The 26,908-nt window shown below is 73.0% G+C and carries 22 protein-coding genes, 3 tRNA genes and 1 pseudogene; 8 read left to right on the forward strand and 18 right to left on the reverse strand.

Annotated elements, in window-relative coordinates; translation table 11 throughout:
* Nucleotides 1–623, forward strand: a pseudogene (locus ABFC67_RS05595) (hypothetical protein); the annotation flags it as partial.
* A 193-nt stretch (nucleotides 624–816) separates the two neighbouring features.
* Here the strand turns inward: ABFC67_RS05595 and ABFC67_RS05600 are convergent.
* The 9 genes from ABFC67_RS05600 to kdsB form a co-directional block, all read right to left on the reverse strand.
* Nucleotides 817–1,470: a response regulator gene (locus ABFC67_RS05600; protein WP_346737063.1), complete on the reverse strand. Its 654-nt coding sequence runs from the start codon at nucleotides 1,468–1,470 to the stop codon at nucleotides 817–819.
* A gap of 126 nt (nucleotides 1,471–1,596) precedes the next feature.
* Nucleotides 1,597–1,682: transfer RNA gene (locus ABFC67_RS05605), tRNA-Leu, on the reverse strand.
* 61 nt (nucleotides 1,683–1,743) lie between these two features.
* Nucleotides 1,744–1,817 (reverse strand) — tRNA-Cys (locus ABFC67_RS05610).
* Between the two features lie 79 nt (nucleotides 1,818–1,896).
* A tRNA-Gly gene (locus ABFC67_RS05615) sits at nucleotides 1,897–1,972 on the reverse strand.
* Nucleotides 1,973–2,026: 54 nt separating this feature from the next.
* Nucleotides 2,027–2,602, reverse strand: coding sequence for a CDP-diacylglycerol--glycerol-3-phosphate 3-phosphatidyltransferase (gene pgsA, locus ABFC67_RS05620; RefSeq protein ID WP_346737065.1), 576 nt, complete (start codon nucleotides 2,600–2,602; stop codon nucleotides 2,027–2,029).
* A gap of 63 nt (nucleotides 2,603–2,665) precedes the next feature.
* Nucleotides 2,666–4,486 (reverse strand): excinuclease ABC subunit UvrC, encoded by a 1,821-nt coding sequence (uvrC, locus tag ABFC67_RS05625; protein ID WP_346737066.1) that lies wholly within the window; start codon nucleotides 4,484–4,486, stop codon nucleotides 2,666–2,668.
* A gap of 43 nt (nucleotides 4,487–4,529) precedes the next feature.
* A complete protein-coding gene (locus tag ABFC67_RS05630) occupies nucleotides 4,530–5,957 on the reverse strand; it encodes a redoxin family protein (protein ID WP_346737067.1) in 1,428 nt (475 codons plus the stop codon).
* Entirely contained in the window at nucleotides 5,954–6,454 is a 501-nt protein-coding gene (locus tag ABFC67_RS05635; protein WP_346737068.1) for a low molecular weight protein-tyrosine-phosphatase, read from the reverse strand. The genes ABFC67_RS05630 and ABFC67_RS05635 overlap by 4 nt, the downstream gene beginning before the upstream one ends.
* Entirely contained in the window at nucleotides 6,451–7,224 is a 774-nt protein-coding gene (gene kdsB, locus ABFC67_RS05640) for a 3-deoxy-manno-octulosonate cytidylyltransferase (RefSeq protein WP_346737069.1), read from the reverse strand. The genes ABFC67_RS05635 and kdsB overlap by 4 nt, the downstream gene beginning before the upstream one ends.
* A gap of 126 nt (nucleotides 7,225–7,350) precedes the next feature.
* Between kdsB and ABFC67_RS05645 the strand changes: the two genes are divergently transcribed.
* Complete coding sequence (locus ABFC67_RS05645) at nucleotides 7,351–8,238, forward strand: DMT family transporter (protein ID WP_346737084.1); 888 nt, start codon at nucleotides 7,351–7,353, stop codon at nucleotides 8,236–8,238.
* On the opposite strand, the gene ispG is transcribed toward ABFC67_RS05645, so the two are convergent.
* The 3 genes from ispG to ABFC67_RS05660 form a co-directional block, all read right to left on the reverse strand.
* Complete coding sequence (ispG, locus tag ABFC67_RS05650; RefSeq protein ID WP_346737070.1) at nucleotides 8,235–9,473, reverse strand: flavodoxin-dependent (E)-4-hydroxy-3-methylbut-2-enyl-diphosphate synthase; 1,239 nt, start codon at nucleotides 9,471–9,473, stop codon at nucleotides 8,235–8,237. The genes ABFC67_RS05645 and ispG overlap by 4 nt on opposite strands.
* A gap of 10 nt (nucleotides 9,474–9,483) precedes the next feature.
* Nucleotides 9,484–11,181: a hypothetical protein gene (locus tag ABFC67_RS05655; protein WP_346737071.1), complete on the reverse strand. Its 1,698-nt coding sequence runs from the start codon at nucleotides 11,179–11,181 to the stop codon at nucleotides 9,484–9,486.
* Nucleotides 11,182–11,308: 127 nt separating this feature from the next.
* Nucleotides 11,309–13,513, reverse strand: coding sequence for an acetyl-CoA hydrolase/transferase C-terminal domain-containing protein (locus ABFC67_RS05660; protein WP_346737072.1), 2,205 nt, complete (start codon nucleotides 13,511–13,513; stop codon nucleotides 11,309–11,311).
* Between the two features lie 59 nt (nucleotides 13,514–13,572).
* Between ABFC67_RS05660 and ABFC67_RS05665 the strand changes: the two genes are divergently transcribed.
* The 6 genes from ABFC67_RS05665 (at nucleotide 13,573) to ABFC67_RS05690 (ending at nucleotide 22,086) form a co-directional block, all read left to right on the forward strand.
* The gene (locus ABFC67_RS05665; protein ID WP_346737073.1) at nucleotides 13,573–15,012 is read left to right on the forward strand and encodes a phospholipase D-like domain-containing protein; all 1,440 of its coding nucleotides are present in this window, start codon (nucleotides 13,573–13,575) and stop codon (nucleotides 15,010–15,012) included.
* A 23-nt stretch (nucleotides 15,013–15,035) separates the two neighbouring features.
* Nucleotides 15,036–16,388 (forward strand): exodeoxyribonuclease VII large subunit, encoded by a 1,353-nt coding sequence (gene xseA / locus ABFC67_RS05670; protein WP_346737074.1) that lies wholly within the window; start codon nucleotides 15,036–15,038, stop codon nucleotides 16,386–16,388.
* A 60-nt stretch (nucleotides 16,389–16,448) separates the two neighbouring features.
* Nucleotides 16,449–18,092: an acetolactate synthase large subunit gene (locus ABFC67_RS05675; protein ID WP_346737075.1), complete on the forward strand. Its 1,644-nt coding sequence runs from the start codon at nucleotides 16,449–16,451 to the stop codon at nucleotides 18,090–18,092.
* Between the two features lie 36 nt (nucleotides 18,093–18,128).
* Nucleotides 18,129–19,559 (forward strand): aldehyde dehydrogenase family protein, encoded by a 1,431-nt coding sequence (locus ABFC67_RS05680; protein WP_346737076.1) that lies wholly within the window; start codon nucleotides 18,129–18,131, stop codon nucleotides 19,557–19,559.
* Nucleotides 19,552–20,169 carry a YigZ family protein gene (locus ABFC67_RS05685; RefSeq protein ID WP_346737077.1) on the forward strand — a complete coding sequence of 206 codons (618 nt, stop codon included), beginning with the start codon at nucleotides 19,552–19,554 and terminating at the stop codon, nucleotides 20,167–20,169. Before ABFC67_RS05680 ends, ABFC67_RS05685 begins: the two co-directional genes overlap by 8 nt.
* Nucleotides 20,170–20,313: 144 nt before the next feature.
* Nucleotides 20,314–22,086: an ABC transporter transmembrane domain-containing protein gene (locus ABFC67_RS05690; RefSeq protein ID WP_346737078.1), complete on the forward strand. Its 1,773-nt coding sequence runs from the start codon at nucleotides 20,314–20,316 to the stop codon at nucleotides 22,084–22,086.
* A 66-nt stretch (nucleotides 22,087–22,152) separates the two neighbouring features.
* Here the strand turns inward: ABFC67_RS05690 and ABFC67_RS05695 are convergent, their stop codons facing one another.
* From ABFC67_RS05695 to rlmD, 6 genes are all read right to left on the reverse strand, one after another.
* The gene (locus tag ABFC67_RS05695; RefSeq protein ID WP_062533903.1) at nucleotides 22,153–22,359 is read right to left on the reverse strand and encodes a cold-shock protein; all 207 of its coding nucleotides are present in this window, start codon (nucleotides 22,357–22,359) and stop codon (nucleotides 22,153–22,155) included.
* Nucleotides 22,360–22,618: 259 nt separating this feature from the next.
* Nucleotides 22,619–23,362 carry an S-methyl-5'-thioinosine phosphorylase gene (locus tag ABFC67_RS05700; RefSeq protein ID WP_346737079.1) on the reverse strand — a complete coding sequence of 248 codons (744 nt, stop codon included), beginning with the start codon at nucleotides 23,360–23,362 and terminating at the stop codon, nucleotides 22,619–22,621.
* 113 nt (nucleotides 23,363–23,475) lie between these two features.
* A complete protein-coding gene (locus tag ABFC67_RS05705) occupies nucleotides 23,476–24,024 on the reverse strand; it encodes a hypoxanthine-guanine phosphoribosyltransferase (RefSeq protein WP_346737080.1) in 549 nt (182 codons plus the stop codon).
* On the reverse strand, nucleotides 24,021–25,043 hold the full coding sequence (gene nagZ / locus ABFC67_RS05710) for a beta-N-acetylhexosaminidase (RefSeq protein ID WP_346737081.1): 1,023 nt from the start codon (nucleotides 25,041–25,043) through the stop codon (nucleotides 24,021–24,023). Before nagZ ends, ABFC67_RS05705 begins: the two co-directional genes overlap by 4 nt.
* Nucleotides 25,037–25,555, reverse strand: a complete 519-nt coding sequence (locus ABFC67_RS05715; protein ID WP_346737082.1) for a CYTH domain-containing protein — start codon at nucleotides 25,553–25,555, stop codon at nucleotides 25,037–25,039. The genes nagZ and ABFC67_RS05715 overlap by 7 nt, the downstream gene beginning before the upstream one ends.
* The gene (gene rlmD, locus ABFC67_RS05720; RefSeq protein WP_346737083.1) at nucleotides 25,555–26,850 is read right to left on the reverse strand and encodes a 23S rRNA (uracil(1939)-C(5))-methyltransferase RlmD; all 1,296 of its coding nucleotides are present in this window, start codon (nucleotides 26,848–26,850) and stop codon (nucleotides 25,555–25,557) included. Before rlmD ends, ABFC67_RS05715 begins: the two co-directional genes overlap by 1 nt.
* Nucleotides 26,851–26,908 lie beyond the last annotated feature (58 nt).

Raw genomic sequence — 26,908 nt, forward strand, 5'->3', positions numbered from 1 at the left:
AAGAGGCTACCCATGCCGGCGAACGCGCCGGGATGCGCGGCCTGCCGACGGGCCCGGCCGACACCGCACCGGTACCGCTGCCGCCGCGTCCGCCGCAGGCCGTAGGCGCGATCGCCGCGCACGCCGAAACGACCTCGCCGGTCGCTTCGACGCCGATGGCGCCGCCCTCGCCCGCCGTGGAGGCCGCTCCCTTCGTGCCGCCGCAGGCGCCGGTCGTCGCCGCGCCGGTGCGCAATGAGCCGGCGCCGATCGCGCACGAGCCGAAACCGTTGCCGCCCGCAGCCCCGGCACCGGTCGCCGCGCCGGCCGCACCGGCCGGCATCGCGCCGATGCCTGCACTGTCGGTTCCGCACCCGGCGCCCGCTGCGGAGCGAATCACTGCTCCCTCGCCGGCAGCGCCGTCCGTTGCGCCCACACCGGCGCCTCCCGTGGCCCCGCAGCCGCCCGCCGCTGCGCCGCTGTCGCCCCCGCCGCCGGTGCTCACGGCGCCGGCCGCGCCGATCGCGCCCCAGCAGGGTTCCCTGCTGCCGGAGTCCGCGCGCCAGCCCGAGCGCAGCGTGCCGACGCCGCCTGTCGCACCGGCGGACGCGGTGCCGCCCAGGCCGGTCGATACGGACGGCTGATGCAAACGCAAACGCCCGGCCTAGGCCGGGCGTTTCGTTTCCGGGGAAATTCGATCCGGTCGGAGCGGGGTCGGTGGCCGCGCTCCGGCTTCGCCGAGCGAACAGGCAGCCTCTTGCATGGCGCGCGTGAGGGCATGCGCTGCCCGCGTCCGCGCTTTGACCATGCCTCCCGTCGCAGGCGCCTGCGACGCGTTCAGCCGTGAACGCCCTGCGCCTGCGGGTCGAGCAGGCCGTGTGCGCTCATCAGGTGCGCCAGCGCCACCGGGTTGTCGACTCTCAGCTTGTCGAACAGGCGCTGCTTGTAGGTCGACACCGTCTTCGCGCTGAGGTGCAGTTGCGCCGCGATCACGTTCACCGGCTTGCCGCGCACCAGCATCATCGCCACCTCGAGCTCGCGCGCCGACAGCGCCTCGAACGGCGACTCCGCGCCGTCCAGCGTCGACAGCGCGAGCTGCTGCGCCACCGACGCCGCGAGGTAACGTTGTCCGAGCGCGACCTGGCGCACCGCGCGCACCAGCTCGTCGGCGGCGCAGCCCTTGGTCAGATAGCCGAGCGCACCGGCGTCGAGCAGGCGCCGCGGAAAGCGCGCGTCCTCGACCACGGTCAACACCACGATCTGCGTCGGCAGGCGTGCGCGGCGCACGCGCTCGGTCAGCTCCACGCCGCTCATGCCCGGCATGTGCACGTCCACCAGTGCGATGTCCGGACGGTGCGTGCGGATCAGTCGCAGGCCCTCCTCGGCACTGCCGGCCTCGCCCAGCACCTGCATGTCGGGCTGCTTCTCGATGATGAAGCGAAAGCCCGTCCTGACCAGTTCATGGTCGTCCACCAGCACCACGCGGATCACGGCACCTTCCCCCCTTTCCAAAAGGTGTCTGCCTGCGCCCGAACTTAGGCGGTACGCACCCGCTTTGCAACCGGATGCGTCAAGGGAAGGCCGCGCGCCGATCCACGCGGGCTTCGCGCGTGCTGGTGGTGCCCGGGGCCGGACTCGAACCGGCACGGCTTGTGGCCTGCGGATTTTAAGTCCGCTGCGTCTACCGATTTCGCCACCCGGGCGCGGAAACGAGAAGCGCGCGCCACTTGCGTGACGCGCGCCGCGGACGGTGCATCTCGAACTTGGAGGCCAGGGTCGGAATCGAACCGGCGTACACGGCTTTGCAGGCCGCTGCATGACCACTCTGCCACCTGGCCGTGGCGCGCGTCGCCGCGAGCTTAGCTGCGGGACTCCGAAAAAACAAAACCTCGGCGCACCGAGGTTTTGTCGGAAAACTGGAGCGGGAAACGAGACTCGAACTCGCGACCCCGACCTTGGCAAGGTCGTGCTCTACCAACTGAGCTATTCCCGCGCGAGACCGCCTAGTTTACGGATGCCCCGAAGAGTGTCAACACCCGAAGCGCATTCAGACGTCGCGCACGCTGGCCCCGTTGCCCAGCACCGGCCAGGCGGCGCGCACGTAGGCGAAGCCCGACCAGATCGTCAGCACCGCGGCGAGCACCAGCAGTGATTCGCCGACGTGGTACAGGCGCAGCGTTTCGGAGTCGTGCTGCAGCAGCAGCACCACCAGCGCCACCATCTGCACCGCCGTCTTGAACTTGCCGAGCAGCGCCACGCGCACGCGCGCGCGCTCGCCGACGTGCGCCATCCACTCGCGCAGCGCAGACACCGCGATCTCGCGGCCGACGATCACCGCGGCGGTCACCGCCAGCAGCGCGGTCGGATGATTCTGCACCAGCAGGAACAGCGTCACCGCCACCATCAGCTTGTCCGCAACCGGGTCGAGGAACGCGCCGAACGCCGAAACCTGATCGAAGCGTCGCGCCAGGTAGCCGTCGAACCAGTCGGTGATCGCCGCCAGCATGAACACCGCGGCGGCGGCGATGCTGGCGCCGCGGAACGGCGCATAGAACGTGACCACCATCACCGGCAGCAGGAAGATGCGGAACAGGGTCAGCCAGGTGGGCAGGTTCAGGCGCATGCGCGTGGGGGCACCGGATCGCGGGAAATATGCAGGCAAGTGTCGCACGCGGGGTGCCGCGCGTCAGCCGTGCAAGGCCGCGTAGATGCGCTCGGCCAGCGCGCGGCTGACGCCCTTCACGCGCGTCAGCTCCTCGACGCCGGCCGCGGTCACGCCGGCCATGCCGCCGAACGCGCGCAGCAGCGCGCCGCGGCGCTGCGCGCCGATGCCGGGAATGTCCTCCAGCGCGCTACGCTCGCGCGCGGCTTCGCGACGCTTGCGGTGGCCAGTGATGGCGAAGCGGTGCGCCTCGTCGCGCACCGCCTGGATCAGGTGCAGCGCGGCGGAGTCCGGCCCCGGCTGCAGGCTGCGTCCACCGCTGCCCAGCACCAGGGTTTCGTCGCCGGCCTTGCGCGCCGGCCCCTTGGCGACCCCGACCACGACGATGTCGCCGAGGCCGAACTCGCGCAACACCTCCAGCGCCTGCGCGACCTGGCCCGGACCGCCGTCGATCAGCAGCAGGTCCGGCGCCTCGCCCTCGCCTTCCGCCAGCCGACGGAAGCGCCGCGTCAGCGCCTGGCGCATCGCGGCGTAGTCGTCGCCCGGCGCGATGCCGGCGATGTTGAAGCGGCGGTAGTGCGATTTGTCGGGGCCCTCGTGGCCGTAGACGACGCACGAGGCCACCGTCGCCTCGCCGAGCGTGTGGCTGATGTCGAAGCATTCCAGCCGGCGCGGCGTCTCGTCGAGGTCGAGCAGCTCGCGCAGCGCCTCGAAGCGGGCATGCAGCGTCTGCCGGCTGGACAGCCGCCCGAGCAGCGCGGCCTGCACGTTCTTGACCGCAAGTTCGAGGAAGCGCGCGCGCGCGCCGCGTACGTGCGTCTTCACCGCCACCGCGTGTCCTGCGTGCGTGCCCAGCGCCTCGGCCAGCACGGCGGCGTCCTCCGGCGCATCGCCGAGGATCAGCTCCTGCGGCACCGGCTTGTCGAGGTAGTACTGGGCGACGAACTGGCCGAGCACGTCGCCGGGCGTCGCGTCCAGCGGCACGCGCGGGAAATAGTCGCGCGAGCCGAGGCTGATGCCGTTGCGGAAGTACAGCACCGACACGCAGGCCACGCCGGCCTCGATGCGGCAGGCCAGCACGTCCATGTCGGCGGTCGCGCCCTGCACGTAATGGTACGCCTGCAGCTTGCGCAGGCCGGCCACCTGGTCGCGCAGGCGCGCGGCGCGCTCGAAGTCCAGCGCCGCGCGGGCCTGCTCCATCGCCGCGGCGAGCTCGTCGATCACCGCGCTGCTGCGCCCCTCGAGGAACATCGTGGCGTGGCGCACGTCGCACTGGTAGTCCTCGACCGATATGTAGCCCACGCAAGGCGCGCTGCAGCGGCCGATCTGGTACTGCAGGCACGGCCGCGAGCGGTTGCGGAAGTAGCTGTCCTCGCACTGGCGCACCTTGAACAGCTTCTGCATCAGGTTGAGGCTCTCGCGCACCGCGTAGGCGCTGGGGAACGGGCCGAAGTAGCGCCCCTTGCCGCTGCGCGCGCCGCGGTGGAACGCCATGCGCGGATAGTCGCCGTCGGACAGGTAGATGTACGGGTAGCTCTTGTCGTCGCGCAGCAGGATGTTGTAGCGCGGCCGCAGCGTCTTGATCAGTTGCGATTCGAGCAGCAGCGCCTCGCCCTCGGTGCGCGTCAGCGTCACCTCGATGCGCGCGATCTGCGCCACCATCGCCGCGATGCGCGATTCCAGCGCCTTGTTGAAGTAGCTGCCGACGCGCTTCTGCAGGTTGTTCGCCTTGCCGACGTAGAGCAGTTCGCCGGCGACATCCAGCATGCGGTACACGCCCGGCGCGCCGCTCAGCGTGCGGACGAAGGCCTTGCCGTCGAAAGCGGGCGCGATGGAGGAAGCCATCCGCCGATTGTAGCGGGCGCGCGCCGACGCGGCAGCGCGCTGCCTATCCGCCGATGGCGACGCGTCGGCACGCGCCGCTGGCGATATCGACGCGCACGATCTCGTGGGCGTTGCGGTCCGCCACCCACAGCGCGCCGGCCGCGGCGGACAGGCCGTGCGGCTCGCGGAAGCGGTATTCGAGCTGCAGCGTGCCGAGCACGCCGGTGGCGACGTCCAGCAGGCAGATGCGGTCGTTCAGCGTGTCGGCGACGTAGACGTTGCCGTGCGCGTCGCTGGCGATGCCGAGCGGATGCGCCAGCCGCGCCTCGTCGCCGCGCCCGTCGCTGCAGCCCCAGCGGTAGCTGCCGCCGCCGGCCACGGTGGCGACCGCGCCGTCGGCCAGGCGCACCTGGCGGATCGCGTTGCCCGCCGCGTCGGCGACCAGCAGGCGCCCCGGCAGCAGCGCCAGCGCGGACGGCTGCGCGAAGCTGGCATCGAACGCCGGTCCGTCGCCGCCGCCGGCCAGGCCGCAGCCCGCCAGCAGGTCGACGCGATCGCGGCCGGGATCGAGGCGCCATATCTGGTGCTGGCCGGCCAGCGCGACGTACAGGCGCTCGCCGGCTGCGGCCAGCCCGCTCGGCGCGCTGATGCCGATCGCCCCGAGCCGGCTGCCGGCCTGCGGGCGCTGCCGGCCGACGGCGCCGTTGCCGAGCACGGTGCCGACCTCGCCGCTGGCGAGACGGATGCGGCGCACGCAGTGGTTGCCGGTGTCGGCGAGGTACAGCGTCTCTCCCAGCAGCGCCATCGACTGCGGCTGGCGAAAACCGGCCTCGGCGAGCCGGCCGTCCCAGTGGCCGGGATTGCCCGAGCCGAACTGGCGCAGGATGCGGCCGTCGTGGCCGCATTCGAGAATGCGGTTCTGCGCGCTGTCGCTGACATAGAGCCGATCCGCGGTCGCCAGCACGTGCGCCGGGAAGCGCAGCGGCTGGCGCGGTTCTGGACGAAACGCGACCGGTGCCGGATCGAACTGGCGCAGGTCGCGCGCCGCGGCGTCGTCCAGCAGCGCGCCGATCGCGGTATCGACCTCGGCATGCCAGCCCTCGCCGGCGTAGCGGCCGACCAGCGCGCCCTCGCAGTCGACCAGCAGCAGGGTCGGCCAGGCGTCGACGCCGTGCGCCTGCCACACCGCCCAGTCGGCGTCGTTGGCGACGGGATGCCGCACGTGATGCCGGTTGACCGCCTTCAGCACCGCGGCGCTGTCGCGCTGCGCCGGGTACTTCGGCACGTGGATGCCGAACACGCTGAGGCCGTCGTGGTACTTGTTCTCGAGCTGGCGCAGCGTCGGCAGCTGGTTGACGCAGTAAACGCTGTCGTAGCTCCAGAAGTGGATCAGCACGACGCGCCCGCGGGCATCGCCGAGGTACTGCGGCTCGCGCGTGTTCACCCAGGCGAGATCGACGGGAAACTCGGGCGCGGCGCGGCGTTCGCTCATCGGTGCAGCGGCACGTCGTCGCGCCGGCCGGCTGCGCGGGCGCCGTACCTCCGCGCCAGCGCCAGCACGCCGCTGCGCACCAGCGCCAGCACCGCGCGGAAATCGTCCAGCGAGCCGCTGTACGGGTCCGGCACCTCCTGCGGCGCGGCCAGGCCGGCGCATTCGAGGAACAGCGCCGGTGGCATCGATGCGTCGGCGCCGCCCAGTTGCCGCAGCGCGCGCAGGTTGGCGCGGTCCATTGCCAGCACCCGCGCGTAGCGGCCGAAGTCGGCGCGCTCGACCTGGCGTGCGCGGTGCGCGGCGAGGTCGTAGCCCACCGCGGCCGCGACCTCGATCGCACGCGGGTCCGCACCGCCGCCGACGTGCCAGTCGCCGGTGCCGGCGGACGCCACCGGCAGCGCCAGCCCGAGCCGCGCGAATTCGGCGCGCGCGACCGCTTCCGCCAGCGGCGAGCGGCAGATGTTGCCGAGGCAGACGAACAGGATGCCGCCGCTCATGCCTGCGCCCCGAGCACCGCCGCGGCGCGCGCCAGGTCGGCTTCGGTGTCGACGCCGGGCGGAAACGGCTCGGGCGCCAGGCGCACGGCGATGGCGTGGCCGTGCTCGAGCGCGCGCAACTGCTCCAGCGATTCGGCCTGCTCCAGCGGCGTGCGCGGCAGCGCGGCGAAGCGCTGCAGGAAGCCGGCGCGGTAGGCGTAGATGCCGATGTGGCGCAGGAACTCGACGCCCGCCGGCAAGCGCTCGCGCGACCGCGCGAAGGCGTCGCGTGCCCACGGCAGCGGTGCGCGGCTGAAATACAGCGCGCGGCCGTTCGCGCCGCGCACCAGCTTGACGCAGTTCGGATCGAACAATTGTTCCGCGTCGGCGACCGGCGTCGCCAGCGTCGCCATCGGCGCATCGTCCTCGGCCAGCGCCCGCGCCACCGCGCGGATGCCGGAGGCCGGCGCGAACGGCTCGTCGCCCTGCAGGTTGACCACGATCGCCGCATCCGGCCAGCCGTAGCGCGCGGCGCATTCGGCGATGCGGTCGCTGCCGGAGGCATGGTCGGCGCGGGTCGTGCAGACCAGCACCGGCTGGCCGCGCAGCGCCTCGGCGATGCGCGCGTCGTCGGTGGCGACCACCACCTCGGCGGCGCCGGCCGCCAGCGCGCGGCGCACGACGTGCAGGATCAGCGGCTCGCCGCGCAGCAGCCGCAGCGGCTTGCCCGGCAGGCGCGTGGCGCCGTAGCGCGCCGGGATCGCGACGATGAAAGGGGGTACGGCATCCATGGACCGGCTCCGCGATCCATGCAGCCTAACCGTCCCGCCGCGGCGTCGGCAAGCGCGGGACGCGCTACCATGCGCGACCCTTCCGCATCCGCGCAGCCGCTCCACGTGACCGCCTCCCCGCACTCGATGCCGCGCGCGATCGCGCTGATGGTCGCCAGCACGCTGACGTTCGGGCTGATGGCGATCTGCATCCGGCTCGCGGCGGCGACCACGCACCCGTTCGAGATCACCTTCTTCCGCAATCTGTTCGGGCTGGTGTTCGCGCTGCCGCTGCTGCTGCGTCCCGGGCTTGCGCTGCTGCGCACCGACCGCTTCGGCTTCTACGTGCTGCGCAGCATGACCGGCCTGGGCGCGATGCTGACCAGCGTGTGGGCGCTGGTGCATTTGCCACTGACCCAGGCGGTGGCGATCTCCTACTCGGTGCCGCTGTTCGTCACCATCGCCGCGGTGCTGGTGCTGGGCGAGGTGGTGCGCGCGCGCCGCTGGACCGCGGTGGTGGTCGGCTTCGTCGGCGTGCTGGTGATCCTGCGCCCACAGGCCGGCGCGCTGCCGCCGGCGGCGCTGGTGGCGCTGCTGTCGGCGGCGCTGTCGGCCAGCTCGTACATCAGCGTGAAGTACCTGACCCGCACCGAGCCGGCCGACGCCGTGGTCGTGTACATGGCCCTGCTGATGACGCCGGTGTCGCTGGTTCCCGCCGTCCCGGTGTGGAACTGGCCGGACGCGACGGCCTGGCTGTGGCTGGTGCTGACCGGCCTGTGCGGCACGGTCGCGCAGGTGTGCATGACGCGCGCCTACCGGCTCGGCGACGTGTCCGCGCTGATCCCGCTGAACTTCGTGCAGCTGCCCTTCGTCGCGGTGCTGGCCTGGTGGCTGTTCGGCGAGCACATCGACGCGACCACCGTGTTCGGCGCGGCGATCATCGTCGGCGCCAACATCTACATCGCGCGCCGCGAGGCGCGGTTGGGACGCCGCCGGGTCACCGATCCGCGTGCCGGCGGCGACGCCGCGCGCTAGGCGCCGCGCGCTGCGTACTTCTTCGCCACGTAGTCCTCGACGATGGCGACGAACTCCTGCGCGATGTGCTCGCCGCGCAGGGTCTGCGCCTTCTGCCCGTCGATGAACACCGGTGCCGCCGGCGCCTCGCCGGTGCCGGGCAGCGAGATGCCGATGTCGGCGTGCTTGGACTCGCCCGGCCCGTTGACCACGCAGCCCATCACCGCCAGCGTGAGGTTCTCGACGCCGTCGTACTTGATGCGCCACTCCGGCATCTTCGCGCGCACGTGTTCCTGCACGGTCTTGGCCAGCTCCTGGAACAGCGTGCTGGTGGTGCGCCCGCAGCCCGGGCAGGCCGTCACCAGCGGCGTGAACGCGCGCAGCCCCATGGTCTGCAGCAGTTCCTGCGCGACGATCACCTCGCGCGTGCGCGATTCGCCCGGCTCCGGCGTCAGCGAGATGCGGATGGTGTCGCCGATGCCTTCCTGCAGCAGCACCGAGAGCGCCGCGGCCGAGGCGACGATGCCCTTCGAACCCATGCCTGCCTCGGTCAGGCCGAGGTGCAGCGCGTAGTCGCAGCGCGCGCCGAGGTCGCGATAGACCGCGATCAGCTCCTGCACGCCGGACACCTTGCAGGACAGGATGATGCGCTCGCGCGGCATGCCGAGCTCCTCCGCGCGCAGCGCGGAGTCCAGCGCCGAGCGGATCAGCGCCTCGCGCGCGACGTGCGCGGCGTCCCACGGCTCGGCGCGCGCGTGGTTCTCGTCCATCAGCGTCGCCACCATCGCCTGGTCCAGCGATCCCCAGTTGGCGCCGATGCGCACCGGCCTGGCGTAGCGCTGCGCGATGTCGACGATCGCGGCGAACTGCGTGTCCTTCTTCTTGCCGAAGCCGACGTTGCCCGGATTGATGCGGTATTTGGCCAGCGCCTCGGCGCAGGCGGGCTCGCGCGCCAGCAGTTGATGGCCGTTGTAGTGGAAGTCGCCGATCAGCGGCACGTCGACGCCCATCATGTCGAGGCGCTCGCGGATGCGCGGCACCGCGGCCGCGGCTTCCGGCGTGTTCACGGTGATGCGCACCAGCTCGGAGCCGGCGCGCGCCAGGTCGGCGACCTGCTTCGCCGTGGCGACCGCGTCGGCGGTATCGGTATTGGTCATGGACTGGACGACGACCGGTGCGTCGCCGCCCACGCTCACCTGCCCCACGCGCACGGCCACGCTGGGCCGACGCGCTGCGGGCCGGACATGCTGGATCATGGCGGTTCCGTCAGTTCTCGATGGCGTCGCCGGCTGCAGCGGCGGCGGACAACGCCAAGGATACGCGATAGTAGGCGCTGCTGGCGTCGCCGACCGCGACCGCGTCGTAGCGCTCGACGCACGGCGCGCCCCGCCAATCGTCCGGATGTTCCTGGCGTGCGACCTCCAGCGTGCGCGTCGTGCGGTCGAACAGCGCCGGCACCAGCAGGTCGGTGGCGGCGCCCGCATCGTCGCGCAACAGCACGCCGCGCATCGGCGTGCGCGCGGCGCCGTCGGCGTCCAAAGCGCGCACGCCCGCGGCCAGCGCGCGCCGCGCCAGCAGCTCCACGCCGGCATCGACCCGGCCGTCGCCGTCGATGCGCAGCCAGCGCAGCACGCCGACCATCCACTCCTGCGGCTCGCCTTCCGCCTGCGGCAGCGCCAGGCCGACCAGCTCGCCGATGCGCGTGCGCACCGCGTTGCCCGCCTCCCACAGCAGGCGGTAGCCGCCGAGGCTCTGGTCGACCACCCGCGCGCGCTGGGCCGTCAGGCGGGCCGCGTCGCCGCCGGCCGCGGCCCACGCCGCCGCGTGCGCCTGGGCGCCCAGCGTGATCGCCGCCCCGCGCGCCCGCTGCATGAACTGCTCGAAATCCATCCGCCCGGCCAGCACGTAATGCAGGCCGTGCATGCCGATCACGGTATCGAGCTCGTGCACAGCGCCGATGCGCGCGTGGCCGCGCGCCGGCACCCCACCGGCCCAACCGTGCACGACGCGCTCGACGAAGGCGCGCGCGAGCTGCACGCTGCCGCGGTCGCGGGTGCGCAGCACGATGCTCTCGTCCGCGGGCGGCCGCAGCGCGATTTCGCGCGCGAGGGTCGCCAGCACCGGTGCGACATCGACCGCGAGCTGGCCGGTGCGGCCGGCTTCGCGCTCCTCCGGCAGGTAGCCCGGGCCGCGGTCGGCGTCGGCGTCGAGCGCGAACGCGGCGCCATCGCCGCGCGCCGCGCCGAGCGCGGCATGCGGCGCCAGCCAGCGCGTCAGCACCTCGGCATCGGCCAGCTCGCGCAGGCTGTAGCGATAGGGATTGGACAGCGCCAGCAGCAGCGCGTGCGCGTAGGCATCGCGCGCGTCGGTCGCGGCCGCGCCGGATGCCGCCTCGCCGTCGGCTCGGCGCGTGTCGAGGCCGGCTTCGGCGGCGAAGCGGTACAGCGCGTGCATCTGTTGCCACAGCCCGGCGGGCGGCGCCCGATACAGCCGGTACGACCACAGCAACGCCGCGCGGCCGTGCTCGAGCGCGCGTACCAGCGCCTGCACGACCGTGCGCCGCTTCAGGAACGGCACGCCGCCGGCGGGCGAGCACAGCTCATGGACGGCCAGCGCGTAGTTGCGCGCGAGCCGGCGCTGGAAATCGAGCGCGGCCTCGGCGAGCCGGGCCTTGGCCGGCGGCAGCGGATGGCTCTCCGTCTGCAGCAGGCGCTCGTAACCCTCGCACAGGCTGGCCACCGGGGCGCGCAGCGCTTCCAGCGCCTCGATGCGCTCGCCGCCGGTCCACAGCGTGCCGAGCATGTTCTCGAGCAGCGCGCCGATCTCGCGCGTGGCCAGTTCCGGGCTGGCCAGCGGCAGGTGGGCGACGCGCTCGCGCACGGCCCGCGCGCCGGCCGGTGCGTCGCCCTGCGGCGACGCACGTGCCGGCAGGCCCTCGATCAGCCGCTCATAGGTCGTGGTCATGGCCACTCGCGCATTCGCAGGCGTCTCCGCTCCCCGGCCCGATCGCCGCGGCGCCGGCGACGCGGAGTTTAGACCGCCGCAGCCGCGGGCGGGCATCGGCGCCCCCGCTCGACGCCGCGGCCGCGCTCTATCCGCCCTGCCCGCGCGCGTCCGCGCGCGCCGCCTGCCGCAGCGCGAGCAGCAACAGGTGCCGCTGCAGGCGCGCGCTCAAGCCGCGCGGCTCGGCCAGTTGCATGCGCTCGAGCGCCGCCGCGGCGTCGGCGTCGACGCGACCGGGAAGCAGCGCGCGCAGCAGCAAGCCGAGCCGGCCGCGCGGGCCGGCACCGTGCGCGCGCAGCCAGGCCAGCGCCGGCAGCAGGCGCTGTTCGACCGGGGTGAAATCGCTGCCGAGCGGAAACGCGGGGAACAGCCCCCGGCGGCGCCCGTTGGCCAGCGCCGCCGCCAGCCGCTGCGGCGTGTTGGCGCGCCAGGCGTCGGGTATGCGGAAATCGCGCGCCAGCTTGCCGGCGCGCACCGCATCGGCGACCAGCGCATCGAGGAAGCGCGCGTCGGCGACCGCCAGCGTGGCGAGGATGCACTCCTCGTCGGTCTTGCCGCGCAGGTCGGCCACGCCGTACTCGGTGACCAGCAGGTCGCGCAGGTGGCGCGGAATGGTGGTGTGCCCGTAGTTCCACAGGATGTTCGAGCGCAGCGCGCCGCCGCTGGCGCGGGTGGCGCGCAGCAGCAGCGCCGCGCGGCCGTCGGGCAGCGCCTGCGCCATCGCCACGAAGTCGTACTGGCCGCCGACGCCGCTGACGACGTGGCCGTCCTCCAGCGCGTCCGACACCGCCGCGCCGAGCAGGGTCGCCATCATGCAGGTGTTGAAGAAGCGCGCGCCGCGCCGCTGCAGCGCATCGAGCCGTTCGCGGCCGCCGTAGAGCTGGTTGACGTCGGAAACGCGGGTCATTTCGAGGCCGTCGCGCTCGGCGCCCTCGAGTCCGCGCAGCCAGGCGTAGAAATCGTCGGAGCCGAGGAAGAAGGCGCCGCGCAGGTAGCGTCCGTCGGCGAGGCGCCGGCCGTGCATGGCGCGCCCCAGCGCCGCGCGCGCGGACGCATCGTCCAGGTCCGCGGGAACGCGCGTGCCGTCGGGCAGCACCACCTCGCCGTCGCGCAGGCGTGCTTCCCGCGGCAGCATGCCGAAACGCTGCAGGCGCGCCAGCTCGACCGCGTCGATCCGCGCCGGCAGCGCGCCGTGCGCATGCAGGCGCTCCGCGGCCCCGGCGTCCAGCTCGCGGCCGATCACGCCGGCAGCAAGCGCGCGCTCGATCGCGATGTCGTCGAACACCTCGCGCGTCAGCACGCCGGCGCGGCGCAGGTGCATGAAGCCGTCCATCACCATCTCGCTGGCGCCATACAGGCCGCGGCGCAGCGGCTCCAGGCCGCCGACGCTCGCCGCCAGCGTGTGCGTGCCGCCGCTGGCGTCGAGCGCGGCCAGGCTGGCGCGGTACGCGGGATTGTGCCGATGGCGCAGCAGCAGCGCGGCCACCAGCGCGTCGGACAGCGCGCCGATGCCGATCTGCACGGTGCCGCCGTCGGCGACCAGCGCGCTGGCGTGCAGGCCGATCGCGTGCTCGACGTCGTCGACCGGCTCGCGCGGCAGCGCGAACAGGCGCTGTCGCGGCCCTGCCGGTTCCAGCAGCAGGTCGAACGTCCCGGCAGGCACTTCGGCGCTGCCGCCCATGAACGGCAGGTCCGGGTGCGCCACCGCCACCCGCAGCGGCCGCGGCCGGCCCTCGGTTTCGATGCGCTCGAGCAGGTCCAGCGTCACGTCGGGGTTGCTGGACAGGCTGATGCGCGGCCCGTCCGCGCCTTCGCGCACGGCCACCAGTTGCACGATCACGTTGATGCCCTGGCGGGCGAGATCGCGCGCGACGTGGGTGTAGTTCAGGCTGACGTAGTCGCGCTGCGCGCGCGGCGAACGCAGCAGCGCGCCGGACTGCATGTAGAACTCGTGCACGCGCACGTTCGCCGGCAGGCGCCGCCCGCGCTCGGCCAGCGCCCAGGCGGGATCCTCATGGTGGGCGCCGAAGTGGCGCTCGAGGAACGGCCCGAGAAAGCGCGCCTGCAGCCCCGTGCCGGCATCCGGCCGGGTCAGCGAAAGCGCGGTGAACAGGGTGAGCTTCAGCGCCGGCTCGCGCTCGGCGCGTCGATACAGCGCATTCAGCAGCGGCACCGGCTTGCCCAGACCCAGCGGCGCGGCGATGCGCAGCTCGCCGCCGGCGTGGGCGAGGATCCGCTCGACGCAGTCCTCCGGCGAGGTGAGCCGTTCCGGCGAGCCCGCGCATTCGTCCATTCCGTCATTTTCGCAGATCGCCGCGCCCGCAGACAGCGCGCGCGGCTAGACTTTCGGCCATGTCCGCCAGCGCCCTGACCACCGCTCCCGCCCGCCTGCTCGCCGCGCAGGCCTTCAGCCGCGCCGCCGGCGCGCCGCTGGTGGACGGCAACGCGGTCGAACTGCTGGACGACGCAGCCGCGCATTTCGAGGCCTGGCTGGCGGCGATCCGCGGCGCACGCCGGCAGGTGCTGCTGGAGAACTACAGCGTGCGCGACGACGCGGTCGGGCGCGAATTCCGCGACGCGCTGGCGGAACGTGCCCGCGCCGGCGTGCGCGTCGCCGTGATCCGCGACTGGCTGGGCTGCCTCGGCCAGTCGCGCGCGGGCTTCTGGCAGCCGCTGCTGGCCGCCGGCGGCGAGGTGCGCGTGTACAACCCGCCGCACGCGGCCAGCCCGTTCGGCTGGATCAGCCGCGACCACCGCAAGCTGCTTGCCGTCGACGGCCGCTTCGGTTCCGTCTCCGGCGTGTGCCTGAGCGCGAAGTGGCTGGGCGATCCCGCGCGCCGCGTCGCGCCGTGGCGCGACACCGGCGTGACGATCCGCGGGCCCGCGGTGGCCGAGCTGGAGCGCGCGTTCGCCGAGAACTGGGCGCGGCTGGGCGCGCCGTGGCCGACCGACGCGGCCGCGCCGGTGCTTGCCGAGCCCGCCGGCAAGGTCGCGCTGCGGGTGATCGCCACGCAGCCGAACATGGCCGGCATGCTGCGCCTCGACCAGTTGATCGCGGCGATGGCGCGCAGGACGCTGTGGCTGACCGACGCCTACTTCGTCGGCATCGCCGCCTACGTGCAGGCGCTGGCCGCGGCGGCGCGCGACGGCGTCGACGTGCGCCTGCTGGTGCCCGGGTCGAGCGACGTGCCGGTGGTGGCCGCGCTGTCGCGCGCCGGCTACCGGCCGCTGCTGGAGGCCGGCGTGCGCGTGTTCGAGTGGAACGGCTCGATGCTGCACGCCAAGACCGCGGTCGCCGACGGCCAGTGGGCGCGGGTCGGCTCGACCAACCTCAACGTCGCCAGCTGGATGGGCAACTGCGAGATCGACGTGGCGGTCGAGGACGCCGGCTTCGCCGCGGCGCTGGCCGCGCAGTACGAGCGCGACCTCGGCAACGCCACCGAAGTGGTGCTGTCGGCGCGCCGGCGCCCGTGCCGCACCGCGCCGGCGCCGCCGCGCGCGCATCGGGCCAGCGGCAGTTCCGGCCGCGCCGCGGCCAGCGCGATGCGCTTCGCCAATACGGTCGGCGCCGCGCTGACCGACCATCGCGAGCTGGGCGCCGCCGAAGCCGGCCCGCTGCTCGGCGCGGCCGCCCTGCTGTGCGCGCTGGCGGTGGTGTTCGCGCTGTGGCCGCGCGTGCTGGCGTGGCCGCTGACGGTGCTGGCGCTGTGGCTGGCGATCGGCCTGGCGGTCCGCTCGCGCGCCCTGCGCCGGCGCGCGCGCCGCGAGAGCGACGCGCAGGGCCCGTGCTAACCTGACCCGCCCGGCCCCGCGACATGACCGACTTCGACGCCACCCGCCCCGCGCGGGAAGTGCTGACGCCTTCCGCGCTGAACGCCCGCGCCCGCGACCTGCTCGAGGGCGCGTTCCCGCTGGTGTGGGTGGAGGGCGAGCTGTCCAACGTCTCGCGACCCGCGTCGGGACACCTGTATTTCACCCTGAAGGACGCCGCCGCGCAGATCCGCGCGGCGATGTTCAGGCCGCGCAGCACCTACCTGCGCTTCCGCCCCGCGGAAGGCATGCACGTGCTGGTGCGCGCGCGGGTCAGCCTGTACGAACCGCGCGGCGACTACCAGTTGATCGCCGAGCACATGGAGGAGGCCGGCGAGGGCGCGCTCAAGCGCGAATTCGAGGCGCTGAAGGCGCGGCTCGCCGCCGAGGGCCTGTTCGACGTCGCGCGCAAGCGCGCGCTGCCGCGCTTTCCGCGCCGCATCGGCGTGATCACCTCGCCTTCCGGCGCCGCGGTGCGCGACGTGCTGAGCGTGATCCGCCGCCGCTTCCCGCTGGTCGAGATCGAGGTGCTGCCGGTCCCCGTGCAGGGCAAGGAAGCGCCCCCGGCGATCGTCGCGATGCTGCGCCGCGCCGGCGGCTCGGGCCGCTACGACGCGCTGCTGCTGACCCGCGGCGGCGGTTCGCTGGAGGACCTGTGGGCGTTCAACGACGAGGCGGTGGCACGCGCGATCCACGCCAGCGCGGTGCCGGTCGTTTCCGCGGTCGGCCACGAGATCGACTTCACCATCGCCGACTTCGTCGCCGACCTGCGCGCGCCCACGCCCTCGGCGGCCGCAGAGCTGCTGGTGCCCGACCGCGCCGCCCTCGCCCACCTGCTGGCGCAGCGTCGCGACCGCCTCGCGCTGCTGATGCGGCGCCGCCTGCAAGCGCTGGCGCAGGGCCTGGACCAGCGCCTGGCGCGGCTGGGCGCGCAGCGCCCGCAGGCACGCCTGGCGCTGGGCCGCGAGCGGCTTGCCGCGCTGCTGGCGCGGCTGCGCCACGCGCAACGCAGCCGCCGCGACGCCCGCGCCGCCGCGCTGGCGCAGCTCCACGCACGCCTGCTCGCCGAACACCCGGGCGCGCGCCTGCGCGCGCGCGCGCAGCATCTGCAGGCGCTGCGCCAGCGGCTGCACGCCGCCTGCGCACGCGGCCTGGAGCGACGCGCATTGCGTCTCGGCCAGTTGGCGCGCACGCTGAACGCGGTCAGCCCGCTGGCGACGCTGGAACGCGGCTACGCGATCCTGTTCGACGCCGAGGGCCGCGTGCTGCGCTCGACCGCGGCGGCGGCGCCCGGCGATGCCGTGCGCGCACGCCTCGCCGACGGTGAACTTCGCCTGCAGGTGCTGTCGAAGGGTTGAAGCCGCGGCAGCGTGCCCGCAGCTTTCGAAGCTGACCGCCGCCGCAAGGAGACGCCGCGCATGAAGGCCGCCGAGCTGTTCGTGAAGGCCCTCGAGGCCGAGGGCGTGAAGTACATCTTCGGCGTGCCGGGCGAGGAGAACCTCGACCTGCTCGAAGCGCTGCGCACCTCGCCGATCGAGCTGATCGTCACCCGCCACGAGCAGGCCGCCGGCTTCATGGCGGCGACGCTGGGACGGCTGACCGGCGAAGCCGGCGTCGCCCTCGCCACGCTCGGCCCCGGCGCCACCAACCTGGTCACCGCCGCCGCCTACGCGCAGCTCGGCGCAATGCCGATGCTGATGATCACCGGGCAGAAGCCGATCCGGCAGCACAAGCAGGGCCTGTTCCAACTGGTCGACGTGGTCGACATGATGCAGCCGCTGACCAAGTACACGCGCCAGATCGTCTCGGCGCCGACCGTTCCGGCGCGCGTGCGCGAAGCGTTCCGCCGCGCCGAGGAGGAGCGCCCCGGCGCGGTGCATCTCGAGCTGCCCGAAGACATCGCCCGCGACGACGTCGCCGAGCCGATGCTGCTGCCGACCGAGTACGCGCGCCGCCCCGCGGCCGATCCCAAGGCGCTGGAGCGCGCCGCCGAGGCGATCCGCGCCGCGCGCCGCCCGCTGCTGATGATCGGCGCCGCGGCCAACCGCCAGCGCACCGCGCAGATGCTGCGCGCGTTCGTCGACAAGCTCGGCATCCCGTTCTTCACCACGCAGATGGGCAAGGGCGTGATCGACGAGGAACATCCGCTCTGGCTCGGCAACGCCGCGCTGTCCGACGGCGACTTCGTGCATCGCGCGATCGACGCCGCCGACTGCATCGTCAACGTCGGCCACGACGTGGTCGAGAAGCCGCCGTTCTTCATGCACAAGGGCCGGCGCACGGTCATCCACATCAACTTCTCGCCGGCGGAAGTGGACACGGTCTACTTCCCGCAGCTCGAGGTGGTCGGCGACATCGCCGGCACCGTGCAGGCCCTGCACGACGCGCTGCAAGCGCAGCCGCACTGGGATTTCGCCTTCTTCGCCCGCGTGCGCGAAGCGCTGAACCGCCAGCTCGCGTCGCATGCGGACGACGGCCGCTTCCCGATCCACCCGGTGCGCCTGGTGGCGGAAACGCGCAGGGCGATGCCGGACGACGGCATCCTGTGCCTCGACAACGGCATGTACAAATTGTGGTTCGCGCGCTACTACCGCGCGCGCCAGCCGAACACCGTGCTGCTGGACAACGCGCTGGCGACGATGGGCGCCGGCCTGCCCTCGGCGATGGCCGCCAGGATCGTGCACCCGCGACGCAAGGTGCTGGCGGTGTGCGGCGACGGCGGCTTCATGATGAATGCGCAGGAGCTGGAGACCGCGGTACGCCTCGGCCTGGATCTCGTCATCCTGCTGCTGCGCGACGACGGCTACGGCATGATCCGCTGGAAGCAGGCCGACATGGGCTTCGCCGACTTCGGCATGTCGTTCGGCAACCCCGACTTCGTCGCCTTCGCCGAAGCGCACGGCGCGCGCGGCCATCGCCCGGCCAGCCCGGCCGCGTTCGCCGCCACGCTGCGCGCAGCGCTCGACGCCGGCGGCGTGCACCTGATCGACCTGGCGATCGACTACGCCGACAATCACCGCATCCTAGACGAAGAAATCAAGCGCCTGAGCGCGGCGCTCTGACCGGCCCCGCCTCGTCGATTGCAGGAGACGCGAACCATGCTCAAGGAACGCTATCCCTATTACCTCGCCAACACGCCCGTGCAGGCCAACGCCGACCTCGAAGTGCGCGACAAGTATTCCGGCGCGGTCGCCGCGCGCGCGGCGATGCCCGACGCGGAGGCGATCGAGCAGGCGATCGCCGCCGCGGTCGCGGCGGAGGCGCCGATGCGCAAGCTGCCGCCGTACGCGCGCCAGCAGGTGCTGGAACACTGCGTGACGAGCTTCCGCCAGCGCCACGAAGAGCTGGCGCAGGCGCTGTGCGTCGAGGCCGGCAAGCCGATCAAGGACGCGCGCGGCGAGGTGACGCGCCTGATCGACACCTTCAAGGTCGCCGCCGAGGAGGCCGTGCGCATCGACGGCGAAGTGCTGAACCTCGAGATATCCCGGCGCGCGCAGGGCTACCGCGGCTTCAGCAAGCGCGTGCCGATCGGCGCGTGCAGCTTCATCACGCCGTTCAACTTCCCGCTCAACCTGGTCGCGCACAAGGTGGCGCCGGCGATCGCCGCCGGCTGTCCGTTCGTGCTGAAGCCGTCGGAGAAGACGCCGATCGGCGCGCTGATCATCGGCGAGGTGCTGGCCGAGACCGACCTGCCCGCCGGCGCGTTCTCGGTGCTGCCGGTGATGGGCGACAAGGCCGCGCCGTTCGTGCAGGACGAGCGCCTGAAGCTGCTCTCGTTCACCGGCGGCCAGATCGGCTGGAAGCTGAAGGCGCAGGCCGGCCGCAAGAAGGTGGTGCTGGAACTGGGTGGCAACGCCGCCTGCATCGTCGACGCCGACCAGGGCGAACGCCTCGACTTCGTGGTCGACCGCATGGTCTTCGGCGCGTTCTACCAGTCCGGCCAGAGCTGCATCGGCGTGCAGCGCATCCTGGTGCACGCCTCGCTGTACGAGGAATTCAAGCGCCGTTTCGTCGAGCGGACCCGCACGCTGAAGGCGGGCGATCCGAAGGACGAGAGCGTGTTCCTCGGCCCGATGATCGACGAGGCCGCGGCCAGGCGCCTGCACGACTGGATCGAGGAAGCCAGGACGCGCGGCGCGCGCGTGCTCTGCGGCGGCGGCCGCAAGGGCAACATGCTGGAGGCGACCGTGCTGGAGGGCGTGCCGCGCGACGCCAACGTCAGTTGCCGGGAGGCGTTCGGCCCGGTCGCGCTGCTGGCGCCGTTCGACGACTTCGACGCCGCGCTCGCTGCCGTCAACGACTCCGACTACGGCCTGCAGGCCGGCGTGTTCAGCAACGACCTCGGCCACGCCATGCGCGCGTGGGACGAGCTCGTCGCCGGCGGCGTGGTGGTCGGCGACGTGCCCAGCTTCCGCGTCGACAACATGCCCTACGGCGGCGTGAAGCTGTCCGGGCTCGGCCGCGAAGGCATCCGCTACGCCATCGAGGACATGACCGAGCAACGCCTGCTGGTGCTGCGCGATGGCTGAATGCGACGCCGCGCCGCAGACGCTGGCCGCAGCGTGCGAGTTCGCGCAAGACGTGCGCAAGAGCCGCTTCCTTGCGCGCGCCGCGCCGGTGGCCGATCCGGCCGAGGCGCTGGCCTTCGTCGAGCGCGCCGCCGACCGCGGCGCCACGCACAACTGCTGGGCCTACCGCATCGGCGCGCAGTACCGCTTCAGCGACGACGGCGAGCCTGGCGGCACCGCCGGGCGGCCGATCCTGCAGGCGATCGAGGGCCAAGGCCTGGATCGCGTCGCAGTGGTGGTCACACGCTGGTTCGGCGGCATCAAGCTCGGCGCCGGCGGGCTGGCGCGTGCCTACGGCGGCTGCGCGGCGGAATGCCTGCGGCGCGCGCCGAAGGTGCCGCTGATCGCGCTGGCGCGCTTCGCCCTCGCCTGTCCGTTCGCCGAGCTGGCCCTGCTCAAGTCCCGGCTGCGCGAACTCGACGCGCAGATCGAGTCGGAAAGTTTCGGCGCCGAAGGCGCGGAGCTGACCCTCGCCCTGCCGGAGCGTCGTACCGAAGCGCTGCAGCGCCTCCTGGCCGACCTCTCGCGCGGCCGCGCCGCGGCGCGGCGGCTGGACGCCGCAGTCGATTGAATCGCCGCATGCCCACCCCCACTTCGAAGCGCGGCCTTGGGCGGTACCGTCGGCTTGCCGGCGCCGCGCGCGGATGCGCACGCGGCATGCCGCCTTGATCCGGAACAGAAGCCCCGACCCTTCCCGACCTTATCCTTTCCCGCCATGGCCGACTCCAGCAAAGACGCACCCACCGCCCAGCACCGCATCGCCGCCCTGCGCGGCCTGTGGCCGTTCCTGCGCCCGCATCGCGCGCTCGCCGCCGGCTGGCTGCTGTTCCTCGGACTTTCCTCGACGGCGACGCTGTCGCTGCCGGTGGCGGTGCGGCACATGATCGACCGCGGCTTCGCCGCGCACGATCCGACCCTGATCAACCGCACCTTCCTCGCCCTGTTCGGTGTCGCACTGGTGCTGGCGCTGGCCACCGCCGGGCGCTACCTGTGCGTGACCCTGCTCGGCGAGCGCGCGGTGGCGGCGCTGCGCGAGAAGCTGTACGCGCACCTGATCCGGCTCGATGTGGGCTTCTACGAAGGCACCCGCGTCGGCGAGCTGGTATCGCGGCTCGGCACCGATACCGAGGTGGTGCAGGCGCTGATCGGATCCAGCGTGTCGGTCGCGCTGCGCAGCGTGGTGATGGTGCTGGGCGCGGTCGGCGCGATGATCTGGACCAGCCCGCGCCTGGCCGGCCTGACCACGCTGGTGATTCCCGCCGTGGTGCTGCCGATCGTGGTGTTCGGGCGCCGCGTGCAGGGGCTGTCGCGGCACAGCCAGGACCGTCTCGCCGAAACCAGCGCGATCGTCAACGAAACGCTGAACGCCGTGCACACGGTCAAGGCCTACGCGCGCGAGCCGATCGAAAGCGCGCGCTACGCCGACGCCGTGCGCCGCGCGCTGGCCACCGCGCAGCGCCGCATCAGCGCGCGCTCGGCGCTGACCGCGGCGGTGATCGTGCTGGTGTTCGGCGCGATCACGCTGGTGCTGTGGGCGGGCGCGCGCCAGGTGCTGACCGGCACGCTGGACGCCGGCGTACTCGGCCAGTTCGTGCTGTACGCGGTGCTCGCCGCCGGCTCGGTCGGCGCGCTCAGCGAGGTCTGGGGCGACGTGCTGCGCGCCTCCGGCGCGATGGAGCGCATCGGCGAGCTGTTCGCGCAGCAGCCGGCGATCGCCAGCCCGGCGCGGCCGACGCCGCTGCCGCGGCCGACGCGCGGCGAGATCCGCATCGAGAACGTCGAGTTCCGCTATCCGACCCGCACCGAGCAGCCGGTGCTGCACGACTTCAGCCTGCACGTGCGCCCGGGCGAGACCGTCGCCCTGGTCGGCCCGTCCGGCGCCGGCAAGAGCACCGTGCTCAGCCTGCTGCTGCGCTACTACGACCCGCAGCGCGGCCGCATCACCCTCGACGGCGTCGACCTGAAGGCGCTGGCGCTGGACGAACTGCGCGGCGCGCTGGCGCTGGTGCCGCAGGAAACCGTGATCTTCGCCGCCAGCGCCGCCGACAACATCCGCTTCGGCCGCAGCGATGCCGACGCGGCCGCCGTCGAGGCGGCCGCGCGCGCGGCCGAGGCCTACGACTTCATCGCCGCGCAGCCGGGCGGCTTCGACGCCCCGCTCGGCGAGCGCGGCGTGCGCCTGTCGGGCGGCCAGCGCCAGCGCATCGCCATCGCGCGCGCGATCCTCAAGGACGCGCCGGTGCTGCTGCTGGACGAGGCCACCTCCAGCCTGGACGCGCAATCGGAGGCGGCGATCCAGTCCGCGCTGGAGCGCCTCAAGCGCGGCCGCACCACGCTGGTGATCGCCCACCGCCTGGCCACCGTGCAGCGCGCCGACCGCATCATCGTGCTGGATGCCGGCCGCATCGTCGCGGAAGGCACCCACGACGACCTGGTCCACCAGGGCGGCCTGTACGCCGAACTTGCGCGCCTGCAGTTCGCCGCCTGAGTCGGCCCGCACCGCATGAAAAAAGCCCCGCCGAAGCGGGGCTCGAAAGCGTCTGCAACCAGTCGCCTACTTGACCGGGGTCACGCCGGATGCCTGCGCACCCTTGGGGCCCTGCACCACTTCGAAACTCACGCGCTGACCCTGCTGCAGGGTGCGAAAACCCTGGGCGTTGATCGCGGAATAATGGACGAACACGTCTTCCCCACCGTCCTCGGGCGCGATGAAACCGAAGCCCTTGGCGTCATTGAACCACTTCACCGTACCAGTACGCATTGCGGGAACCTCGAAAACATGGCCATGCGCAGTGGCCGACCGCTGCGGGAACCCCCTCCGCGCAGGCGGTCGCACTGCACGGCGCAAAATATCGCCGAGTTTTCCTGAAAACCGCAAGAGGTTTAATTCATAAAATCCGAAATTGGCTACGAATTAGCCAATCGCGGCGGCGCCGCATCGGTAACGCGGAACGCGCACGGCACGGCCGCCGTGCGCGCCGGGGATCGCCCGGATTGCCGGCGCAGACGCGGTTCCCGGCTCAATCCCGCAACAGCGCGGCGAGGATCTTCGGCACCTCGGCAGTCGCCGCCGCAAGGTTGGCGAAAATTTCGCTCAGGCTTATTTCGGCCTGGTCCCCGCAACCGGCCGCCCAGTTGGCGACCAGCGCCAGGCAGGCGTAGTCGAGGCCGAGTTCCCGCGCCAGCGCGGCTTCGGGCATGCCGGTCATGCCGACCAGGTCGCAGCCGTCGCGGCGCATGCGCGCGATCTCGGCGCGGGTTTCCAGGCGCGGCCCCTGGGTAGCGCCGTAGCAGCCGCCGTCGACCACGGCCACGCCGGCGCGATGCGCGGCGCCGAGCAGGTCGGCGCGCAGCGCGGCGCCGTACGGCTCGCTGAAATCGATGTGCTCGACCTTGGCGCCCTCGACGTCGCTGTAGCTGCTCGGGCGGCCGTGGGTGTAGTCGATGATCTGGTCCGGCACCGCGAGCACACGCGGTCCCATGTCGGCGCGGATGCCGCCGACCGCGTTCACGCCGAGCACGCGGCGCGCGCCGAGGCGATGCAGCGCCCACAGGTTGGCGCGGTAGTTCACGCGATGCGGCGCCAGCGCGTGGTCCTCGCCGTGGCGTGCCAGGAACGCCAGCGCGCGGCCGCCGAAGCGCCCCAGCACCACCGCGCCGGACGGCGCGCCGTAGGGCGTTTCCACCGCGCGGCGCTCGACGACTTCGATGCCGGGAAACTGGTACAGGCCGGTGCCGCCGATGACTGCGAGATCGAGTGCCATGCGCGCTCCTGCGGAGGCTGGAGGAAACGGGCTCCGGAACAGCGGAGAGAGGGACCGCGGCGCGAGGCGACGTGCGTCGCGTCCCGCCGCCCCTTTCCCCGACGTCTCCCGCGCTATTCCCGCAGCGCGTAGATGCCGGGCAGGTTGCGGCCCTGCTCGTGGAAATCCATGCCGTAGCCGAACACGTAGCGGTCGGGCACCTGCACGCCGATGAAATCGGCGGCGAGGTCCGGCACGCGGCGGCCGTGCCGCTTCTCGCACAGCACCGCGATCAGCACGCGCTTCGCGCCCTGCCCGAGGCACCAGTCGCGGATCGCCGCCAGCGTATAGCCCTCGTCGAGGATGTCGTCGGCGAGCAGCACGGTGCGCCCGGCCAGCGACGCGCGCGGACGCTTGATCCACTGCAGCCCGGCGCCCTGCGTGGTGCCGCGGTAGCGGCTGGCGTGCACGTAGTCGAATTCGAGATCGCTGCCGATCGCCAGCGCCAATTCGCCGGCGAACACGACCGCGCCGTTCATCACCGGCAGGAACAGCGCGCGCTCGCCGCCCAGCGCGCGCGTGATCTCGCCGCCCATGCGCGCGATTGCCGCCTGCAGCGCGGCGCGGTCGTGGATCAGCTCGGCCGTGCGCAGCGCGGCGGCCAGTGCGGGTTGCGCGTTCATGCGTTGCCTTCTCCGTTGGCGGGTTCGAGCGCGGCCAGCCGCGCGATGAAGCCGGCGCGCTGCGGATTGTCCTGCAGCGAAGCCCAGGTCGAGGCGACCGAACCGCGCAGCGCGGCCAGGCGCGCGGCGGCGCACGGCGCGCGGCCGCGCACCGCGGCGATCGACTCCGCCGCCAGCGCCGGGCTGCACGCCAGCACCAGGTCGCAGCCGGCGTCGAGGTGGGCGCGGATGCGCGCGGCGACGCCGCCGGCGGATTCCGCCGCGGCCATGCCGATGTCGTCGCTGAACACGATGCCGCGGAAGCCCAGCTCGCCGCGCAGGATGTCCTCGATCCACACGCGCGAATAGCCGGCCGGCGCGGCGTCCACCGCGGGATAGGTCACGTGCGCCAGCATCACCGCCTCGGCGCCGGCGTCGAAGCAGGCGGAGAACGGCACCAGGTCGGCGGCGCGCAGTTCGTCCAGCGGCCGCGGATCCAGGGCGGCGTCGAAGTGGGTGTCCTCGGCCACCGAGCCGTGGCCGGGGAAATGCTTGACCGTCGCCGCCATGCCGGCCAGGCGCATGCCGCGCAGGTAGGCCTGCGCCAGCGTCGAGACCGCCTCCGCGTCGGCATGGAAGGCGCGCTCGCCGATCGCGCGGTTGCCGCGCGCAAGATCGACCACCGGCGCGAAGGAAATGTCCACGTCGATCGCGCGCATCTCGCTGGCCATCACCCAGGCGTGCTCCTCGGCCAGCGCGACCGCCGCGGCCGGGTCGCGGTCGTACAGTTCGCCCAGCCGCGCCAGCGCGGGCAGGCGGGTGAAGCCTGCGCGGAAGCGCTGCACCGGACCGCCCTCCTGGTCGACGCAGACCAGGAACGGATCCGCGCGCAGGCTGCGGATGTCGTCGATCAGCGCGGTGACCTGCTCGCGCGAGGCGAAGTTGCGCGTGAACAGGATCACGCCGCTGACCTCGGGCGCGGCCAGCCAGCCGCGCTCCTCGGCGGTGAGTTCCTTGCCGGCGATCCCGACGATCAGCATGCGGTGGGTTCCTCGCGCTCGGCGGCGCTCCAGTGGGCGTAAGGATGCCGGATCAGGTTGACGTTGTAATAGCGGGCTTCGGCGCTGACCTCGCGGCCCAGCCACGGCGGGCGCGGGAAATCGGCGTCGGCACGCGGCAACTCCAGTTCGGCGACGATCAGGCCGGCGTTGGCGCCGAGGAACTCGTCGATCTCGAAGGTGAAGCCGGCCACCGGCACGTAGTGGCGGACCTTCTCGACCACGCCGTCGCACAGTGTCGCCAGCATGCGCTCGGCATCGCCCACCGGCAGCGCGGCCTCGTATTCCTGGCGCTCGATGCCCAGCGTCGCCGACTTCACGTTGATCCAGGCGCCGCCGCCGGCGGTGCGCACGCGCACCGAGGCGCGCGCGAGGCCGGCTTCCAGCGCGGCCGCGCCGACCAGATAACCTTGCGCCATGCGCTCGCTGCGCGTCGCGGCCGCGCGCCAGGCGTCGCCGATCAGCAGGAACTTGCGCTCGATCTCGATGCCCATCAGCCGCGCTCGAACAGGGCGATCGACTCGACGTGCGCGGTGTGCGGGAACATGTCCATCACGCCGGCGGCCTCGAGCCGGAAGCCGCGCCCGGCGAGGATCGCGGCGTCGCGCGCCAGCGAGCCCGGATGGCAGGACACGTAGACCACGCGCCGCGTCGCCGCGCCCGGCAGGTATTCCAGCGCCTTGTCGGCGCCGGCGCGCGGCGGATCGAGCAGCAGCTTGTCCCAGGACTGGCGCGCCCACGCGGCGCCGCGCTGCTCCTCGAACAGGTTGGCGGCGTGGAACGCCGCGTTGGCGATGCCGTTGCGCGCGGCGTTGGCACCGGCGCGACGCACCAGCCCGGCATCGCCCTCGACGCCGACGACCTCGGCCGCGCGGCGCGCGATCGGCAGCGTGAAATTGCCGAGGCCGCAGAACAGGTCGAGTACGCGTTCGTGCGGCTGCGGGTCGAGCAACTGCATCGCCAGCGCGATCATGCGCAGGTTGATGCCGGCGTTGACCTGCACGAAGTCGAGCGGCTCGAAGGCGATCTCGACGTCGAACTCGGGGATGCGGTAGCTCAGCGCGACGCGCTCGCGCCACAGCGGCTGCACGCTGTCGATGCCGCCCGGCTGCAGCAGGATGGCGAAACCGTGCGCCTGGCCGAACGCCGAGAGCGCCGCGCGGTCGCGCTCGCCGAGCGGTTCGAGATGGCGGAACACCAGCGCGACCGTGTCGTCGCCGGCCGCAACCTCGATCTGCGGGATCGCGCGCGCCGCCTCCAGCGTGCCGAGCAGCGCGCCGAGGTCGGCCAGCTTCGGGCCCAGCGCAGGATGCAGCACCTCGCAGCGGCCGAGGTCGGCGACGTAGCGTGGGTCCTCCTCGCGGAAACCGACCAGCACGCGCCCTTTCTTGGCGACCTGCTTCACCGACAGCCGCGCCTTGCGCCGGTAGCCCCAGGGCTCGTCGACCAGCGGCGCCAGCCAGCGCCGCGGCTGCAGGCCGCCGATGCGCTCGAGGTTTTCCGCCAGCACGCGCTGCTTGGCGGCGATCTGCGCCGCAGGCGCCAGGTGCTGCAGCACGCAGCCGCCGCAGGTGCCGAAGTGCGGACAGCGCGGCTCGACGCGGTCGGGCGAACGGGTCAGCACCTCGGCGACGGTCGCCTCGTCGTAACTGCGATGGCGGCGGCGGATGGAGATGCGCACGCGCTCGCCGGGCAGCGCGCCGGACACGAACACGGCCTTGCCGTCGACGCGGGCCACGCCGCGGCCGTCGTGGGTGAGGTCGGTGATATCGACGTCGAGATCGGTCATGCGGAGAAACGAAAAGCCCGGGCCGCGGGGCCCGGGCGTGGATGGCGTGCGCGGAAGC

This window comes from Mizugakiibacter sp. (assembly GCF_039680435.1).
Classification (GTDB): domain Bacteria; phylum Pseudomonadota; class Gammaproteobacteria; order Xanthomonadales; family Rhodanobacteraceae; genus Mizugakiibacter.

What these genes read in the sequence shown, in the direction of transcription:
- pgsA (WP_346737065.1), bottom strand. Translation starts at nt 2,602, where the DNA reads ATGCGCCTGAACCTGCCCACCTGGCTGACCCTGTTCCGCATCTTCCTG.
- uvrC (WP_346737066.1), bottom strand. Translation starts at nt 4,486, where the DNA reads ATGGCTTCCTCCATCGCGCCCGCTTTCGACGGCAAGGCCTTCGTCCGC.
- ABFC67_RS05630 (WP_346737067.1), bottom strand. Translation starts at nt 5,957, where the DNA reads ATGAGCGAACGCCGCGCCGCGCCCGAGTTTCCCGTCGATCTCGCCTGG.
- ABFC67_RS05635 (WP_346737068.1), bottom strand. Translation starts at nt 6,454, where the DNA reads ATGAGCGGCGGCATCCTGTTCGTCTGCCTCGGCAACATCTGCCGCTCG.
- kdsB (WP_346737069.1), bottom strand. Translation starts at nt 7,224, where the DNA reads ATGGATGCCGTACCCCCTTTCATCGTCGCGATCCCGGCGCGCTACGGC.
- ABFC67_RS05645 (WP_346737084.1), top strand. Translation starts at nt 7,351, where the DNA reads ATGCCGCGCGCGATCGCGCTGATGGTCGCCAGCACGCTGACGTTCGGG.
- ispG (WP_346737070.1), bottom strand. Translation starts at nt 9,473, where the DNA reads ATGATCCAGCATGTCCGGCCCGCAGCGCGTCGGCCCAGCGTGGCCGTG.
- ABFC67_RS05655 (WP_346737071.1), bottom strand. Translation starts at nt 11,181, where the DNA reads ATGACCACGACCTATGAGCGGCTGATCGAGGGCCTGCCGGCACGTGCG.
- ABFC67_RS05660 (WP_346737072.1), bottom strand. Translation starts at nt 13,513, where the DNA reads ATGGACGAATGCGCGGGCTCGCCGGAACGGCTCACCTCGCCGGAGGAC.
- ABFC67_RS05665 (WP_346737073.1), top strand. Translation starts at nt 13,573, where the DNA reads ATGTCCGCCAGCGCCCTGACCACCGCTCCCGCCCGCCTGCTCGCCGCG.
- xseA (WP_346737074.1), top strand. Translation starts at nt 15,036, where the DNA reads ATGACCGACTTCGACGCCACCCGCCCCGCGCGGGAAGTGCTGACGCCT.
- ABFC67_RS05675 (WP_346737075.1), top strand. Translation starts at nt 16,449, where the DNA reads ATGAAGGCCGCCGAGCTGTTCGTGAAGGCCCTCGAGGCCGAGGGCGTG.
- ABFC67_RS05680 (WP_346737076.1), top strand. Translation starts at nt 18,129, where the DNA reads ATGCTCAAGGAACGCTATCCCTATTACCTCGCCAACACGCCCGTGCAG.
- ABFC67_RS05685 (WP_346737077.1), top strand. Translation starts at nt 19,552, where the DNA reads ATGGCTGAATGCGACGCCGCGCCGCAGACGCTGGCCGCAGCGTGCGAG.
- ABFC67_RS05690 (WP_346737078.1), top strand. Translation starts at nt 20,314, where the DNA reads ATGGCCGACTCCAGCAAAGACGCACCCACCGCCCAGCACCGCATCGCC.
- ABFC67_RS05695 (WP_062533903.1), bottom strand. Translation starts at nt 22,359, where the DNA reads ATGCGTACTGGTACGGTGAAGTGGTTCAATGACGCCAAGGGCTTCGGT.
- ABFC67_RS05700 (WP_346737079.1), bottom strand. Translation starts at nt 23,362, where the DNA reads ATGGCACTCGATCTCGCAGTCATCGGCGGCACCGGCCTGTACCAGTTT.
- ABFC67_RS05705 (WP_346737080.1), bottom strand. Translation starts at nt 24,024, where the DNA reads ATGAACGCGCAACCCGCACTGGCCGCCGCGCTGCGCACGGCCGAGCTG.
- nagZ (WP_346737081.1), bottom strand. Translation starts at nt 25,043, where the DNA reads ATGCTGATCGTCGGGATCGCCGGCAAGGAACTCACCGCCGAGGAGCGC.
- ABFC67_RS05715 (WP_346737082.1), bottom strand. Translation starts at nt 25,555, where the DNA reads ATGGGCATCGAGATCGAGCGCAAGTTCCTGCTGATCGGCGACGCCTGG.
- rlmD (WP_346737083.1), bottom strand. Translation starts at nt 26,850, where the DNA reads ATGACCGATCTCGACGTCGATATCACCGACCTCACCCACGACGGCCGC.